The organism is Pseudomonas sp. CF161, assembly GCF_000416215.1.
GTDB lineage: Bacteria > Pseudomonadota > Gammaproteobacteria > Pseudomonadales > Pseudomonadaceae > Aquipseudomonas.
Map to the genome: position 1 here is coordinate 1 of NZ_ATLP01000111.1, position 16,589 is coordinate 16,589.

Here is a 16,589-nt window from a genome sequence, read left to right on the forward strand (position 1 = left end):
GTACGGGTCCTGCCCCAGGCAGCGGCGCCGCTGGTACGGGTCGCCGGCGCGGCATCGGCGGCCACCGGTGTGTGGTTGCTGGCCGGCTGAGGCCGAACAGCGACGAGCGCACTTACGGGCCGGCGCTTTCGCGAGCGCCTGCCCCGTTCGCCCTGCTACCATGTCGCGCACTCAACCCTGCCGTGACGACGCCAGCCAATGCCCGATGTTTCCAGCTCCGCCTCCCAGCCTGATTTGACCGCTCTGTTCGCGACCGTGCAGCAGCACTTCCAGGGGGTCATCGTGCCTCTGTGGCAAGGCCCTGGCTGGAACCCGGCGCTGGCGCTGCCTTTCGAGGCCCTGGACGCCAGGCATCAGCCATTGCCGGTGCAGCGTTATCGCGCCATGGCCTGTGCCCGGCAGCTGTATTTGTTCTCCAGCCTGATCGGCCAGGTGCCCGCGGCCGAACAACGCGCAGCCGCGCTGTTCCGTTCCCTGCAGCAGCACTTTCACGATGCCGAACACGGCGGCTGGTTCTACAGCATCGACGCCCAGGGCGCGCCGCTGGACAAGCGCAAGGACCTCTACACCCACGCGTTCATCATTTTCGCCTGCGCCCATTACTGGGCCAAGGTTCGCGAGCCTTTGGTGGAATCGGTACTCAATGCGGCGCTGAGCGTGGTGGCCGAACGTTTCGCCAGCGGCGACGGCCTGTACCAGGCCAGCCTTGACCAGGACTGGTCGTCCCTGGGCTCCGGGCCGCTGCAGAATCCGCTGATGCACCTGGCCGAAGCCTTCCTGGCGACCCTTGCGGTGCGCGAAGACAGTCCCGTGCAAGGCGCTCTTAGCGCGTTGTGCGAGGCCATGCAGCGGCGCTTCATCGACCCGCACACCGGGGTGATGCTGGAGAAACCCCTGGGGGCTGTGGATAACTGGTTTGAACCGGGGCATCAGTTCGAGTGGTTTTTCCTCCTGGAATCTTCGCCCCTGCTGCGAGGAACGGCGCTGCACGGCTCACTGGATCGGGCTTTCGCCTTCACCGAAGACTGCGGAGTCGACCCGCAGACCGGCGCGGTGGCGGCCATGCTCGACCTGCAAGCCACAGCGCAGCCAAGGGATGCCACCCAGCGCATCTGGGCCCAGGCCGAATACCTGCGCGCCCTGACCTTGCGCCCAGCCAGCCAGGCATCGCTGCGTCGCCAATTGCTGGCGTTGCAGCAGCACTTCCTGCACCCCGCCGGCTGGAACGAATGCCTGGACGCCGCCGGCAAGGTCAGCCGGCAGGACATGCCGTCGACCACGCCCTATCACCTGGCCACCTGCTACAGCGGCCTGAGTGAATACTTTGCCTGACTGAGCTACCGGGGTCCTACAGACTCCGACCGGCCCCCACGTTTCAGGTCAGGCAATCCACTTGCGATCCCCGGTGAAGCTGATGGTCAGCCAACGCGCCGTGTCCGCCTGGCCGAGCTGGCTGGAGATCTCTTCGCGCAACTGATCCAGGGTCGCCACGCTGTGCAGCGGATAGCCGTCCGGCAGCACGATATGGATCTCGATAAAGCGCGCCCGGCCGTGTTTCTGCACGTAAGACACATAGTCGGCGAAACCGTGTTCGACCTTGGCCGCGTCCATCACGTTACGCACCTTGTCGTCCAACTGATCCGGGGCAATGCCCAGCACGTCCCGCAGCGCCGGACGCAGGATCTTGAACGCCGCGGGCAGCATGCTCAGCGCCAGCAGGATCAGGATCAGCGGGTCAACGTACATCGCCCAGTCGTGGTAGCCCTGGCTCTTGAGCAGCAAGGCGGCAAGAAAGCTCACCAGCAGACCGACGGACAGCATGGCGTCCACCAGCCAACTGATGTTGTCGAACTGGATCAGGGTGGACTTGAGCCTGCGGTTGCGATGGCGGATGTAGAAGAAATAAGCGAACTCGACCACGGTGAACACCGCGGCGTAGATGATCACCAGCCCCAGTTCGATCTCACGCCCGCCATTGATGATGCCGAACACACCGTTGAGAAAGGCATAGATCGCGATCAACAGCAGGAAGCTGCCTTCGATCAACAGCACCATGGGTTCCAGGTGCCAGAAACCGAACTGGAAACGCTGGTTGCTTTCCTTGGCGATCAGCTTGGCGGTGATCAGCATCAGGACTTTGATAAAGGTCGCGATCAGGGAAAAAAAGCCATCGAACAGGATGGATTGGGCACCAGAAACAAAACCCGTGACGATACCGGCGATCGCCACGGCGAACATCAGTACGGTCGATTGCTTGAGCAGAACCTGCTCACCTCGGTTACTCACAACTCCTCCTATCGAACTTCACACCCACCGCCTCGAAGGAGGCGGTAGCGAAGTGTCTGGCGGGGATTCTACCTTGGCGAGGCTGACCTCAAGCTGAAACGAATCAGCTTATGTGCTTCCAGGCATAACAACTGTAGCTGGCAGGCGTCTTGGGCGCCGGCCGATGGGTGGGGTGCTGCCCATGGCCTGCGTCCGAACGCGGCCCGAGCCTGCGGCGGCTACAGGGAGTCCGTGCCGCCTGGCTGCGCACCCCACCACGCACAAGCCTCAGGGCTTGGCGTTGCGCTCAATCGAGAAGCCGGCCCAGGTCTGGCTGACCGGCATCAGCTCCAGGCTGTTGATGTTGATGTGGGCCGGGGTGTTGAGCACCCAGAAAATCGTGTCGGCGATGTCCTGCGGCTGAATCGGCTCGGCACCGGCGTAGGTCGCGTCGTAGCGCGCCTGGTCACCGGCGAAGCGCACCAGGGAGAACTCGCTCTCGCACAGGCCCGGCTCGATATTGGTCACCCGTACGCCGGTGCCCTGCAGGTCGCAGCGCAGGTTCAGGGAGAACTGTTTGACGAAGGCCTTGCTCGCGCCATAGACATGGCTGCCCGGGTACGGGTAGTTGCCGGCGATGGACCCCAGGTTGATGATCCCGGCGCCGCGCCCGTGGGCGATCAGCCGGGGCAGCAACAGGCGGGTGCTGTACATCAGGCCCTTGATGTTGGTGTCGACCATGGTGTCCCAGTCATCCAGGTCGCACTTGGGTGCCGGGTCGACGCCCAGGGCCAGGCCGGCGTTGTTGATCAGGCCGCGCAGCGTGCTGAAGGACGGCGGCAGGTTGGCGATCGCCTCCTCCATCGCCTTGCGGTCACGCACGTCGAGCACCAGGCCATGCACCTGCGTCTGCTTGGAAAGCTCGGCGCACAATGCATTCAGCCGCTCTTCACGACGACCGGTGAGCACCAGCGACCAGCCGGCCTCGGCGAAACGCCGGGCACAGGCTTCGCCAAAACCGGAAGTAGCCCCGGTGATAAACAGGGTGGAAGTCATGGTGTTCTCCTTGCTGGGTGGCGCGCAGCCATTGAAATGGAAAATCGCTTCGCAGCATGCCCGGCCTCGCTCCGAGCGGCAACCGGACGTTGCACCCGTAGGCGCTGGCCCGCAATACCGCCGCATAACCCCCTGACCCACCACGGCGCCCATCCCGGCCAGCGCAGCCTCGCGGGCTGGGCAGCGGCTACAGAACTCGCGATAACGGGTGGATCGCTGTACAAAAAACGATCAGCTGGCGCAAGGCGTTGATTTACTTGGCCTGCAGCCATCTGCGCGCATCTTATCCACAGGCCGGTCCACAGTCTTTGGGGGCAAGTGCAAAAGTCTGAAAGCCGCTGTCCACAGGGCTTACAGCCCGGCTTTGCAAGTTTTTTGCTTGACCCGCCCATGGCCATCATGCAGCCCCTAGCGGTTTGACCGCGAAACAGCGGTTTGAGGAGATGGCTTGAAGCCAGTAACGACGGCGCTTAGCCGAGTCTTTCCAGAGTTTAGTCACAGACTTATCCACAGGCTGAACAGGGCATTCAACAGCGCCTGGCTGCGACAATAAAGGGGTTGACAATCGCGCCGCCCGCTTCACCAAAAAGCCCTGATCAAAAAACAACCACCCCCTTGCAGGCCACGCCAATCAAGGCCTCCAGCCAGCTACTCCCACGTTACCCACAGCCAGTTCCACAGCAAACGGGGACAAGTCAAAACCGTGACAAAACAACTAATTGCAGCGGCTTTATGCCGCGCTTTGATAGCTTGGGAATAATGTTTTCCACAATTTCCAGTACCCGCTGTGGACATCCGATAAAACGCACTTCGTTTCAGCTTTTTCAGACGCCTGTGGACAAAAAAACGCCCCGATGGCCAAGGCACATCGGGGCGGGTTTTATCCACAGTGCGGGGCGTCAGTGGCCGCCCAGATAAGCGTTGCGCACCTCCTCATTGACCAGCAGTTCCTGCCCGGTGCCGCTCAGGCGGATCTCGCCGTTGACCATCACATAGGCCCGGTCCGACAACTTCAGCGCATGGTTGGCGTTCTGCTCCACCAGAAAGATGGTCATGCCGCTGCCCGCCAGCTCACGCAGGGTGGCGAAGATCTGCTTCACCACAATCGGCGCCAGGCCCAGGCTCGGCTCATCCAGCAACAGCAGCTTGGGCCGGCTCATCAGCGCCCGGGCAATGGCCAGCATCTGCTGTTCACCACCCGACATGGTCATGGCCCGCTGAGTCCGCCGCTCCTTGAGCCGGGGGAACAGGTCGAACATGCGCTGCATGTCTTCGGTGGCGTGCTTGTCGCCGATGGGGATGGTGCCCATCAGCAGGTTTTCTTCCACCGTCATGTCCGGGAACACCCGTCGCCCTTCCGGCGACTGAGCGATGCCGTTGGAGGCGATGTAGTGCGACGACTTGTGGGTGATGTCCACGCCACGGTAGAGGATCTGCCCGGACTCGGCCCGGGGCTGGCCGAAAATCGACATCAGCAACGTCGACTTGCCGGCACCGTTGGAGCCGATCAGGCTCACGGTCTCGCCTTCATTGATGTGCAGCGAGACCTTCTTCAGGGCCTGGATCGGGCCGTAGTAAACGTCCAAGTCCTTGAGTTCGAGGATAGGTTGAGTCATACCAGCTCCTCTTCGTCGGCACCCAGGTAGGCGGCGATCACTTTCGGATCGTTGCGGATCGCCTCCGGCCCGCCTTCGGCGATCACGTTGCCGTGGTCGAGCACCACGATGTGGTCGGAAATACTCATCACCATGCCCATGTCGTGTTCAATCAGCACCACGGTCAGATCGTGCTCGTCACGCAGCAGACGGATCATCGCGCTCAGCGCTTCGGTTTCCTGAGGGTTGAGGCCGGCGGCCGGTTCGTCGAGGCAGATGATCTGCGGACGGGTGCACATGGCCCGGGCGATTTCCAGGCGCCGCTGCTGACCGTACGACAACTCGCCGGCCAGGCGGTTGGCGCAGTCCACCAGGTCCACCACTTCCAGCCAGTAGAAGGCGTGGTCCAGCGCGTCGCTCTCGGCCTTCTGGTAGCCCCTGGTGTTGAGAATGCCGGCCAGCATATTGCGGTTGACCCACATGTGCTGGGCCACCAGCAGGTTCTCCAGCACCGACATTTCCTTGAACAGGCGAATGTTCTGGAAGGTCCGCGCCAGGCCCGCCCGGTTCACCAGGTGGGTGCCGCCGAACATCTTGTAGTACAGGCGGCTGGCAAAGCTCTTGGGCGACACAAAGTCAGTGGCGCGAAAAGGCTCGCCGAGCAGCTTGATGACGTTGGTGCTCTGGCCCCGGGTATTGAGTTCGATACGCCCGCCGGAGGCCTTGTAGAACCCGGTCAGGCAGTTGAACACCGTGGTCTTGCCGGCACCGTTGGGGCCGATCAGGGCGAAGATCGAGTTGCGGCGCACCTTGAGGCTGACGTCGCTCAGGGCCTTGATCCCGCCGAAGTGCATCATCAGGTTCTCTACCGAGAGAATCACTTCATCGCTCATGATGCGCTCCTCTGGGTCAGGACACCTTTACGCGGGGTCACACCGGTACGGCTGATGCGAATCAGGCCACGGGGGCGCCAGATCATCATCAACACCATCAGCACCCCGAACAGCAGCACCCGGTACTCGGAGAAGCTGCGCAGCAGTTCCGGGGCCACGGTGAGCACGAACGCGGCAATCACCACGCCCACCGTCGAACCCATGCCGCCCAGCACCACGATAGCCAGGATCAGCGCCGACTCGAAAAAGGTGAAGGACGACGGGTTGACGAAGCCCTGGTAGCTGGCGAAGAACACCCCGGCCAGGCCCGCAGTCGAGGCGCCGATGGTGAACGCCGAGAGCTTGACCAGCACGTGGTTCAGGCCCATGGCCCGGCAGGCGATCTCGTCTTCGCGCAAGGCTTCCCAGGCCCGGCCGACCGGCATGCGGGTCAGGCGATGCTTGACGTAGAGCACCAGCAGCACCACCAGGAACAGCACGATGTAGATAAACAGGAATTTCAGGTTGGGGTTGTAGTCCATGCCGAAAAACTCATGGAACGGCACACCGCCATCCTTGGCCTTGCGGCCGAACTCCAGGCCGAAAAAGGTCGGCGATGGCACCGGCATGCCGTTGGGCCCGCCGGTGAAGGACAGCCAGTTGTTGAGCACCAGGCGGATGATCTCGCCAAAACCCAGGGTCACGATGGCCAGGTAGTCACCGTGCATTCGCAAGACCGGGAAGCCGAGTATGCAACCGGCCAGCGCCGCCGCAATCGCCGCCAGCGGCAGCACCGTCCAGAAACCCAGGCCCAGGTACTGGTAACCCAATGCCAGGCCGTAGGCGCCGATGGCATAGAAGGCCACGTAACCCAGGTCGAGCAGGCCGGCCAGGCCGACCACAATGTTCAGGCCCAGGCCCAGCAACACGTAGATCAGGCCGAGGATCACCACGGTCAGCAGGTACTTGTTGGCGAAGATCGGGAACACGATGGCAATCACGATCAGCACCGGGATGATCCAGCGCAGCCGCGACTTGTAGTCTGGCGGGCGCACATGCACGCCGGAGCCGGTGGTCTCGAAGCCCTGGAGAATCTTCAGGCCCTTGGGGGTCTGCAGGAACAGGCTCATGGCCAGGCGGCCGATCATCACGATCGCCACCAGCCAGCCGACACGCGCCGGCTGCAGGTTGAAGCTGTAGCCATCCAGGACCACGCCGACAATCGGCCCGAACACGATCAGCGAGATCAGCCCGGCCAGCACGGCGTCGATAACACTCTTTTTGATATCAATCGGTTTATTGGCAGCAGACATACTTATACCTTCGCCACGAGTGGGCGACCCAGCAGGCCTTGGGGACGGAAGATCAGAATCAGCACCAGCAGCGAGAAACTGAACACATCTTTGTAGTCGGAGTTGATCAACCCGGAGAACAGCGACTCGGAGATCCCGAGGATGATCCCGCCCAGCATCGCGCCCGGCAGCGAGCCGATGCCGCCGAGAACCGCGGCGGTAAACGCCTTGATCCCGATGACAAAGCCGGCATAGAAGTCGAACGTGCCGTAGTTCATGGTGATCAGCACGCCCGCCAGCGCAGCCATGGCGGCGCCGATGACGAACACGTAGGAGATCACGCGGTCGGTGTTGATCCCGAGGATCGAGGCCATCTTGCGGTCTTGCTGGGTAGCGCGGCACATGCGGCCAAGCTTGGTGTACTTGATGATGTAGGTCAGCAACGCCATGCCGGCGAATGCCGCGACCAGGATGAAGATCTTGGTGTAGGTGAGCTGGACGAAACCGCTGCCGATATCGACCTTCCAGGCACCGGCCAACAGCGTTGGCACACCCTGTTGCTTGGCGCCCTGGCTGATCTGCGCGTAGTTCTGCAGGATCAGCGAGATACCGATGGCGCTGATCAGCGGCGCCAGGCGGGTGGAGTTACGCAGAGGTTTGTAGGCGACGCGCTCGATGACCCAGCCGTAGACCCCCGTCACGACGACGGTAAAGACCAGGGTGCCGAGAATGAGTAGCGGGAAGGATTCGATGCCGAAGTAGGCCAGCAGAGCCAGACTGATTGCCGCGAGGTAAGCGGAAATCATGTAAACCTCGCCATGGGCGAAGTTGATCATGCCAATGATGCCGTAGACCATTGTGTAGCCTATGGCGATCAGACCATAGACAGACCCGAGGGTCAGTCCATTGATCAGTTGCTGCAGGAAAATACCATCCATAACGCAATCTCACGCATTTGAGAGACTGCACACAGCGGAGACGACGGACTGGGGTTCAGCCACCGGCGCAACACGGCCATTGTGCAGCTCTACGAGAAAAGACAAGTACTGCACGGGCAACCGGCCGACACCGGGGGGCGGTGGCGGACGGCTCGGAACCGGCCTACGGTCAGTTGCGCCAGGCTCAGGCGACCTTGAAAGTGCCTGAACCTGGCTCGCCGGACCGTAAACCGGCTCTCAGACGCTCATGTCACTTCTGTTTTTCGAGCTGGTGGTATTTGCCGTCCTTGTCCCACTGGTAGACCACGTAGTCGGAGATCTTCAGGTCGCCTTTGGCGTCCCAGGTCTTCTCGCCCATCACGGTTTTCACCGGGTTGGCTTTCAGCCATTTGGCCGCGTCTTCACCCTTGTTCGACTTGGCGCCGCCGAAGCCGGCAGCCAGGGCCTGGACCGAGGCGTAAGCGTACAGGGTGTAGCCTTCAGGCTCGGTGCCGGCCTTGCGGAAAGCGTCGACCACGGTCTTGCTGTCTGGCAGCAGGCGCGGGTCGGCACCGAAGGTCATGTACACGCCGTCGACGTACTGCGGGCCGCCAGCGGTGGTGACCAGTTCGTCGGTGACGATGCCGTCATCGGACATGAATTTCACGTCCTTGAGGCCCTGCTCGCGCAGTTGGCGCACCAGTGGACCGGCTTCCGGATGCAGGCCGCCGAAGTACACGACGTCGGCCCCCACGGAGCGGATCTTGGTCACCACGGCGCTGAAGTCTTTCTCGCCACGGGTCAGGCCTTCGTACAGCACCGGGGTCACGCCGCGCTTGGTCAGCTGGGCCTTGGTGGCATCCGCCAGGCCCTGGCCGTAGGTGTCCTTGTCGTGCAGCACCGCGACCTTCTTGCCCTTGAGCACATCGACGATGTAGTCGCCGGCGACGATGCCCTGCTGGTCGTCACGCCCGCACATGCGGAACATGGCGCTCAGGCCGCGCTCGGTAACCTGCGGGTTGGTCGAGCCCGGGGTAATGGCGATCACGCCCGCATCGCTGTACACCTCGGACGCCGGAATGGTCGAGGACGAGCAGAAGTGCCCGACCACGCCTGCGACCTTGTCCTGATCCACCAGGCGGTTGGCCACGGCCACCGCTTGCTTGGGTTCGCAAGCGTCATCGCCCTTGACCAGGACGATCTTCTCGCCGTTGACCCCGCCCTTGGCATTGATTTCGTCAGCCGCTGCCTGTGCACCCTTCATGTACTGCTCGCCAAATGCCGCGTTGGCGCCAGTCATGGGACCCGCTACGCCGATCTTCAGGTCGGCCTGAGCAAACGCAGAAACACCCAGCGCAGCTGCCACTGCGAGGGCCAGAAAGCCTTTCTTGTAAAACGTCTGGGACATGGGGTGGTGCTCCAAGGTTTTTTTAGTTGGCAATGCGACTTCACTGAATGCTCAGAGCAAGGGCCGTGCCATTGGTTTTTTATTCTGAAAAAAGTCGTTCTGATGGTGTTATTTCGACTGTTTCGAGCCCTTTTTTATTGGGCGTGCAACCGTCTAAACCGCGGAAGGTGAAACCGTAAAAAATGAAAGGCGCAACCCGCACGCGCCATCATTGCAACCACGGCGCAAATCAACGTGCAACCAGCCTGTAACAGCCTGCGTCACCGAAGTGCACACTGCTGGTGCGGCACTGCTACGAGCCGCACCATTACAGGCTAGTCGCTGCGCCGAAAAGCGCCGCCCCAGGGGTTGAATTTCGTCGATCAGATGACGATCCGCAGGCACTGGCCCGCGTGATACAGAGAGAACCCAGCCTCGTACAGGCAACTGCGCAGGCCCACCCCGGCCAGCGGTTGCATGGGCGCGAAGGGAATCGGCAGGGCTTGAGGATTTCCATTACACAGGTAATCGGCAAAGGCCTTGCCGACCACGGTCCCGGTGGTGACGCCACGCCCGTTGTACCCGGTGACTGCCACTAAACCGGGCGCAGGTTCGAACAGACGCATCAGGTGGTCGGGGGTGAAGGCAATGCAGCCGGTCCAGGTGCACTCCCACTCCACCGGCTTGAGATACGGGAAGTAATGCTGCTGCACCCGATCGGCCCAGGCCTTGAGGAACCAGGCAGGTTTCTGGTTGCCGTTGCCCAGGCTGCCGAGCAGCAGGCGGCCTTCGGCATCGCGGCGGATGCTGCTCAGTACCTGGCGCGTGTCCCAGGAGCCCTGGCCACCGGGCAGGATCTGTTGCGCGGCGTCTTCCGTCAGGGGCCGGGAGGCGACCTGGTAGTAGTAACCGGGGAAGAAATTGCGCCGCAGCTCGGTCCAGTCACCTTCGGTGTAGGCATTGGAGGCAATCACCACCTGCTCGGCCAGCACCGAGCCCTGGGCCGTTTGCACCGACCAGCGCTGGCCCTGGCGTTCCAGGCGGGTAACCGGCGAGTGGTCGAACAACAGGCCGCCCAGGTCCACCGCCGCCTTGGCCAGGCCCGAGGTATAGGCCATGGGGTTGAGGGTGCCGGCGCGTCGATCCAGCAGCGCGGCGGCAATCTTCTGGGTGCCGGTGGCGGCTTCGCATGCGGCACCGGTCAGCAACTCCACCGGCGCGCCACGGCGTTTCCATTGTTGTTCGCGGCTGCGCAGGTCGGCCTCGCCCCGGGCGTTATGGGCCATGTGCAAGGTGCCTTCACGGCGCAACTGGCAATCAATGCGGTATTTGTCCACCAGGCTGAACACCAGGGACGGCGCCGCGCCCAGCATGCGGTTGAGCTGGCTGCCGACCTGCTCGCCGAAGCCGGCCTCGATATCGTCGGGCGCGATCCACATCCCGGCGTTGACCAGGCCGACGTTGCGCCCCGAGCCGCCATGCCCCGCGCGGTGAGCCTCCAGCACGCAGACCCGCTTGCCCTGCTCCAGCAAATGCACCGCCGCCGACAAACCGGTGAAACCTGCGCCAATCACGCAGACATCCACCGCGACCTCGCCGTTGAGCGCGGCGTTGTCAGGCCTTTGCGGCGTCAGTTTTTCCCATAGACACTCTTCGCGTAACGCCATTGCCAGACTCCGAAATCAACCACAGACAGGTTTGCATTCGCCGCTGTAACCGCTGCCGCAGGCTGCGCTGGCCCTAAAACCAACGCCCCGTTCCCGGATGCACTCCAGCGTCCAGGCCGGCCCGCGCAGCCTCGCCAAGCTCGGCGGCGGTTACAGGTTTGCCGCCATCATTCAATCGAAGGTAATGCCCTGGGCCAGTGGCAGTTCCAGGGAGTAGTTGACGGTATTGGTCTGGCGGCGCATGTAACCGCGCCATGCATCGGAACCGGACTCGCGCCCGCCACCGGTTTCTTTCTCGCCACCGAAGGCGCCGCCGATTTCCGCGCCGCTCGGGCCGATGTTGACGTTGGCGATGCCGCAGTCGCTGCCCACCGCCGACATGAACTGCTCGGCTTCGCGCACATCGGTGGTGAAGATGCACGACGACAGGCCCTGGGGCACGGCGTTGTTCAGGCGCAGCGCTTCGGCAAAGTCGGTGTAGCCGACCACGTAGAGGATCGGGGCAAAGGTTTCATCGCGCACCACATCGCTCTGCTCAGGCATCTCGACGATGGCCGGCGACACGTAGTAGGCATTCGGGAACTGCTCTTGCAACTGCCGCTTGCCGCCAAACACCCGGCCGCCTTCGCTCAAGGCCTGTTCCAGGGCGTCCTGCATATTGTCGAAGCTGTGCTTGTCGATCAGCGGGCCGACCAGGTTGCCTTCCAGCGGATGACCGATCCGCACCTTGGAGTAGGCGGCCTTGAGCCGGGTGACGATTTCTTCCTTGACCGACTCATGGGCGATCAGTCGGCGCAGGGACGTGCAACGCTGGCCGGCGGTGCCGACGGCACTGAACAGAATGGCGCGCACCGCCATGTCCAGGTCGGCGCTTGGGCCGAGGATCATCGCGTTGTTGCCGCCCAGCTCGAGGATGCTGCGGGCAAAGCGCGCGGCGACTTTGGGCGCCACTTCACGGCCCATGCGGGTGCTGCCGGTGGCGCTGATCAGGGCCACACGTGGGTCGTCCACCAGCGCGGCACCGGCTTCACGCCCGCCGATGATCACCTGGCTGAGGAAGGGCGGAGCGTCGCTGAAGTTTTTCAGCACGCGCTCGAACAACGCCTGGCACGCCAGGGCGGTCAGCGGGGTTTTCTCCGACGGTTTCCAGATCACCGGGTTGCCGCAGACCAGCGCCAGGGTGGTGTTCCACGCCCAGACCGCCACCGGGAAGTTGAACGCGCTGATCACCCCGACCACGCCCAGTGGGTGCCAGGTTTCACGCATGTGGTGGCCAGGACGTTCGGAGGCGATGGTCAAACCGTAGAGCTGGCGCGACAGGCCGACGGCGAAATCGCAGATGTCGATCATCTCCTGCACTTCACCCAGGCCTTCCTGGGTGATCTTGCCCGCTTCCCAGGACACCAGCTCGCCAAGGTCGGCCTTGTACTCGCGCAACACTTCGCCGAACTGGCGGACCAGCTCGCCACGACGGGGCGCCGGTACTTTGCGCCAGAGTTCGAATGCATGCTCTGCGCGACTGACCTGCTGCTCGACTTCGGCCGCGCCTTCCCAGTTCACGGCGGCGATGCGGCTGCCGTCGATCGGCGAGTGCACGGGTTGGCTGCCCGACTGATACAGGGCCGGGTTCACACCGAGACGATCAAGCAATGCGGCAACCATGGGTCACTCCTTACAGATGAAAAAACAAAAAGTCGTAGCCGATAAACCAGCTATTGAGGCCTGTAGTTGTAGCTGGCCTGAGACTTGCCAACAAACGACGATTAGGCGAGATATCATTCCGTTTATTCATGCTGCGTCGGCCAAGCAGCGCTGAGACAAGAACCAGGGACCTTGCGCCATGCTGAACAAACGCCACCTGCCCTCGATCACCGCCTTGCAGTGCTTCGAGGCGGTCACCCGCCACCTGAGCTTCACCCGTGCCGCCGAAGAGCTGAACCTGACCCAAAGCGCGGTCAGCAAGCAGGTGGCGCAACTCGAAGAGCTGCTGCAACACCTGTTGTTCCGCCGCGTGCGCCGACGCTTGCAGATGACCCCGGCCGGCGATCTGTACCTGGTGGAAGTGCGCAAGATCCTGACCCAGGTCGAGATGTCGACCCACTACCTGCGCTCCTACGGCGGTGAAACCGAAGTGCTGCGGGTGTCCACGCCCTCGACCTTCGGCGCGCGCTGGCTGGTGCCGCGCCTCAAGGGCTGGCGCCTGCGTCATCCGCATATCCATCTGGACCTGTGCAACGAGCAGGAGGCCGACGATTTGCTGCAAGGCCGCAGCGACCTGGCGTTCTACTTCGGCCAGGGTTCGCGCCCCGGCACCGAGTGCCTGAAGCTGTTCAGCGAAGAGCTGGTGGCGGTCTGCGCCCCAGGCAGCCTGCCGGACCAGCCGTTCACCGACCCGACGCAGTTGGCCGATCTGGTGCTGCTGCAGAATGCCTCCCGGCCCCAGGCCTGGCACGACTGGTTCGACAGCCAGGGTTACCACACCGAACACAGCTATCACGGCCCGCGCTTCGAAACCTTCTACATGTGCATCCGCGCCGCCCAGGTCGGTTGCGGCGTGGCCCTGCTGCCGCGCTTTCTGGTGGAGGAAGAGTTGAACGACGGCAAGCTGGTGATCGCCTGGCAGTACGCGATGCCCAGCCACGATGCGTATTTCATCGCCTACCCCGAGCATTCCGCCGAAGTGCCCAAGGTCCGCGACTTTGTGCGCTGGATGCTGGAGCAGGTCGACAGCCCGGCCCCCTAGCGACTCGGCCGCGCCCGCTAAAAAAACGCTGGCAAAACAGACTGCGGATATGCGCCACTACCGCCCTCATTGAATAAAGCTGCAAAGCCGCGCATTTCTACGCGGCCCGCCTGGAGATTCCCGTTATGAGCGAGAGTGTGTTTGCCGATCGCATCGTGCAGAACCTGCTCGACACCGACTTCTACAAATTGACCATGATGCAGGCGGTGCTGCACAACTACCCCAACGTGGAAGTCGAATGGGAGTTCCGTTGCCGTAACAGCGAGGACCTGCGGCCGTACCTGGCAGAAATCCGCTACCAGTTCGAACGCCTGGCCGAACTCAGCCTGAGCGCCGACCAACTGAGTTCCCTGGAACGCATCAGCTTCCTCAAGCCCGACTTCCTGCGTTTTCTCGGCCTGTTCCGCTTCAACCTGCGCTACGTCTACACCGGCATCGAGGACGGCGAGCTGTTTATCCGCCTGCGCGGGCCCTGGCTGCACGTGATCCTGTTTGAAGTGCCGATGCTGGCCATCGTCAGCGAAGTGCGTAACCGCTATCGCTACCGCGAAGTGGTGTTGGAGCAGGCGCGCGAGCAGCTGTACCGCAAGTTCGACTGGCTCAGCGCCAACGCCAGCAGCGAAGAGCTTTCGGAGCTGCAGGTCGCCGACTTCGGCACCCGCCGACGCTTCTCCTACCGCGTGCAGGAAGAAGTGGTGAACGTGCTCAAGCACGACTTCCCCGGGCGCTTCGTCGGCACCAGCAACGTGCACCTGTCGCGGGTGCTGGACATGAAACCCCTGGGCACCATGGCCCACGAATGGATCATGGCCCACCAGCAACTGGGCCCACGGCTGATCGACAGCCAGATCGCCGCCCTGGACTGCTGGGTCCGCGAGTACCGCGGCCTGCTGGGCATCGCCCTGACCGACTGCATCACCACCGACGCCTTTCTCGGCGACTTCGACCTGTACTTCGCCAAGCTCTTCGACGGTTTGCGCCACGATTCCGGCGACCCGATCCTGTGGGCCGAAAAAGCCATCGCCCATTACCACAAGCTGGGCATCGAGCCGATGAGCAAGACCCTGGTGTTCTCCGACAGCCTGACCCTGCCCCGCTCCTTGGAGATTTTCCGGGCGCTGCGTGGTCGGATCAATGTCAGCTTCGGCATCGGCACCAACCTGACCTGTGATATTCCCGGTGTCGAGCCGATGAGCATCGTGCTTAAAATGGCCGCCTGCAATGGCCAGCCCGTCGCCAAGATCTCCGACGAAGCGGGCAAGACCCATTGCCGGGATCCGAACTTCGTGGGTTATCTGCGCCACGTTTTCCAAGTACCTGCCGCCCTTTCAGGCACATCAAGCAAGGAGTGAATCATGCAAGCCGTACAGCGTGAGATTGCGCAGCAGCTCAAGGTCCAGGCCCCGTTCCAGGACCAGGCCGCCCTGGAGGCGGAAGTCGCCCGGCGCGTGACCTTTATCCAGGACTGCCTGCTCAATTCGGGGCTCAAATCCCTGGTGCTGGGCATCAGCGGCGGTGTCGACTCCCTCACCGCAGGCCTCTTGGCACAACGGGCCATGCGCGAACTGCGGGCACGCACGGGCGACGACAAGTACCGTTTCATCGCCGTGCGCCTGCCCTACGAAACCCAGTTCGACGAGCACGATGCCCAGGCCTCAGTGGACTTCATCGCCCCCGATGAGCGGCACACGGTCAATATCGGCCCAGCGGTCAAGGCGCTGGCCAATGAAGTGGCGGCCTTTGAAGGGCAGCACGCAGTGTCGGTGGATTTCGTTCTCGGCAACACCAAGGCGCGGATGCGCATGGTGGCCCAGTACACCATCGCCGGCGCCGCCCATGGCCTGGTGATCGGCACCGACCACGCGGCCGAGGCGGTGATGGGGTTCTTCACCAAGTTCGGTGACGGTGCCTGCGACCTGGCCCCCTTGAGCGGCCTGGTGAAGAACCAGGTGCGGGCCATCGCCCGGCATTTCGGCGCGCCGGAGTCCCTGGTGGAAAAAGTCCCCACCGCCGACCTTGAAGACCTGTCGCCGGGCAAACCGGATGAGGCCTCCCACGGCGTCACCTACACCGAGATCGACGCCTTCCTGCACGGCCAGCCGGTGCGCGAAGAAGCGTTCAAGATCATCTGCGACACCTACCGCAAGACCCACCACAAACGCGAAATGCCCTTCGCGCCGTGAGCCCCGGCGGCCCCTGGCCCCGGTAACAGCCATGGCGAGGGCGCGCGCTCCCCATAAAAAAAGCCGCTTTCCCTTACCAGGAAAGCGGCTTTTTTGTTGCTGCCGGGTCAACCGATCACTTCAGGACCACAGCGCCTTTCATCATCGAGTTGTGGCCAGGGAACGAGCAGAAGAACTGGTAGCTTTCGCCAGCAGTCAGCTTCGACACGTCGAAGGTCACCGAGTCTTTTTCGCCAGCACCGATGATTTTGGTGTGGGCGATAACGCGGGTGTCGCCATCTTTCAGGTAGCTCTTGTCGATGCCGGCGGCCATGCCGTCGGTGGCGATACCGGCCATGTCGGCGGTTTTGCTCAGGACCCAGTTATGGCCCATGACGTTCTTCGGCAAGCTGCCGGAGTGGGTCAGGTTGACGGTGAACGTCTTGCAGCTCTTGTCGATGGTGATTTCCTTCGTGTTGAAGGACATCTGGTCGGTGGAATCAACATCGACCTTGCATTCGGCGGCCATCAATTGGCTGCTAGCCAGTGTCAACAGGGATACCGCAACAAGTTTGGCAAACATGGTGAATCTCCAAGGCAGGGTTTAACAAAATCCATCTGAATCCATGGGGG

General features: G+C 62.6%; 14 protein-coding genes and 1 pseudogene. 5 read left to right on the forward strand and 10 right to left on the reverse strand.

Features of this window, described 5'->3' with window-relative positions:
- Together CF161_RS32915 and CF161_RS24915 are read left to right on the forward strand one after the other, a co-directional pair.
- Positions 1–90 (forward strand): annotated as a pseudogene (locus CF161_RS32915) (protein hupE); the annotation flags it as partial.
- Between the two features lie 108 nt (positions 91–198).
- Complete coding sequence (locus tag CF161_RS24915) at positions 199–1,332, forward strand: AGE family epimerase/isomerase (RefSeq protein WP_020299399.1); 1,134 nt, start codon at positions 199–201, stop codon at positions 1,330–1,332.
- 48 nt (positions 1,333–1,380) lie between these two features.
- On the opposite strand, the gene CF161_RS24920 is transcribed toward CF161_RS24915, so the two are convergent.
- The 9 genes from CF161_RS24920 to CF161_RS24960 form a co-directional block, all read right to left on the reverse strand.
- Positions 1,381–2,286: a cation diffusion facilitator family transporter gene (locus CF161_RS24920; RefSeq protein WP_043230336.1), complete on the reverse strand. Its 906-nt coding sequence runs from the start codon at positions 2,284–2,286 to the stop codon at positions 1,381–1,383.
- 267 nt (positions 2,287–2,553) lie between these two features.
- Positions 2,554–3,321, reverse strand: coding sequence for an SDR family oxidoreductase (locus CF161_RS24925; RefSeq protein WP_020299401.1), 768 nt, complete (start codon positions 3,319–3,321; stop codon positions 2,554–2,556).
- 899 nt (positions 3,322–4,220) lie between these two features.
- The gene (locus CF161_RS24930) at positions 4,221–4,937 is read right to left on the reverse strand and encodes an ABC transporter ATP-binding protein (protein WP_020299402.1); all 717 of its coding nucleotides are present in this window, start codon (positions 4,935–4,937) and stop codon (positions 4,221–4,223) included.
- Positions 4,934–5,809, reverse strand: coding sequence for an ABC transporter ATP-binding protein (locus CF161_RS24935; protein WP_020299403.1), 876 nt, complete (start codon positions 5,807–5,809; stop codon positions 4,934–4,936). The genes CF161_RS24930 and CF161_RS24935 overlap by 4 nt, the downstream gene beginning before the upstream one ends.
- Complete coding sequence (livM, locus tag CF161_RS24940; protein WP_020299404.1) at positions 5,806–7,101, reverse strand: high-affinity branched-chain amino acid ABC transporter permease LivM; 1,296 nt, start codon at positions 7,099–7,101, stop codon at positions 5,806–5,808. The genes CF161_RS24935 and livM overlap by 4 nt, the downstream gene beginning before the upstream one ends.
- A 2-nt stretch (positions 7,102–7,103) precedes the next feature.
- Positions 7,104–8,018: a branched-chain amino acid ABC transporter permease gene (locus CF161_RS24945; RefSeq protein WP_020299405.1), complete on the reverse strand. Its 915-nt coding sequence runs from the start codon at positions 8,016–8,018 to the stop codon at positions 7,104–7,106.
- A 250-nt stretch (positions 8,019–8,268) separates the two neighbouring features.
- Entirely contained in the window at positions 8,269–9,405 is a 1,137-nt protein-coding gene (locus CF161_RS24950) for a branched-chain amino acid ABC transporter substrate-binding protein (RefSeq protein WP_020299406.1), read from the reverse strand.
- A 362-nt stretch (positions 9,406–9,767) separates the two neighbouring features.
- Positions 9,768–11,051 (reverse strand): FAD-binding oxidoreductase, encoded by a 1,284-nt coding sequence (locus CF161_RS24955; protein ID WP_020299407.1) that lies wholly within the window; start codon positions 11,049–11,051, stop codon positions 9,768–9,770.
- Positions 11,052–11,222: 171 nt separating this feature from the next.
- Positions 11,223–12,713 (reverse strand): aldehyde dehydrogenase family protein, encoded by a 1,491-nt coding sequence (locus CF161_RS24960; protein WP_020299408.1) that lies wholly within the window; start codon positions 12,711–12,713, stop codon positions 11,223–11,225.
- 178 nt (positions 12,714–12,891) lie between these two features.
- On the opposite strand from CF161_RS24960, the gene CF161_RS24965 reads away from it, so the two are divergent.
- The 3 genes from CF161_RS24965 to nadE all read left to right on the forward strand — a co-directional run bounded on the left by CF161_RS24965 (position 12,892) and on the right by nadE (position 15,977).
- Positions 12,892–13,794, forward strand: coding sequence for a LysR family transcriptional regulator (locus CF161_RS24965; RefSeq protein WP_020299409.1), 903 nt, complete (start codon positions 12,892–12,894; stop codon positions 13,792–13,794).
- Between the two features lie 125 nt (positions 13,795–13,919).
- A complete protein-coding gene (pncB, locus tag CF161_RS24970) occupies positions 13,920–15,146 on the forward strand; it encodes a nicotinate phosphoribosyltransferase (RefSeq protein WP_020299410.1) in 1,227 nt (408 codons plus the stop codon).
- A gap of 3 nt (positions 15,147–15,149) precedes the next feature.
- Positions 15,150–15,977: an ammonia-dependent NAD(+) synthetase gene (gene nadE, locus CF161_RS24975; protein ID WP_020299411.1), complete on the forward strand. Its 828-nt coding sequence runs from the start codon at positions 15,150–15,152 to the stop codon at positions 15,975–15,977.
- Between the two features lie 115 nt (positions 15,978–16,092).
- Here the strand turns inward: nadE and azu are convergent, their stop codons facing one another.
- A complete protein-coding gene (gene azu / locus CF161_RS24980; protein ID WP_020299412.1) occupies positions 16,093–16,539 on the reverse strand; it encodes an azurin in 447 nt (148 codons plus the stop codon).
- Between the last annotated feature and the right edge of the window lie 50 nt (positions 16,540–16,589).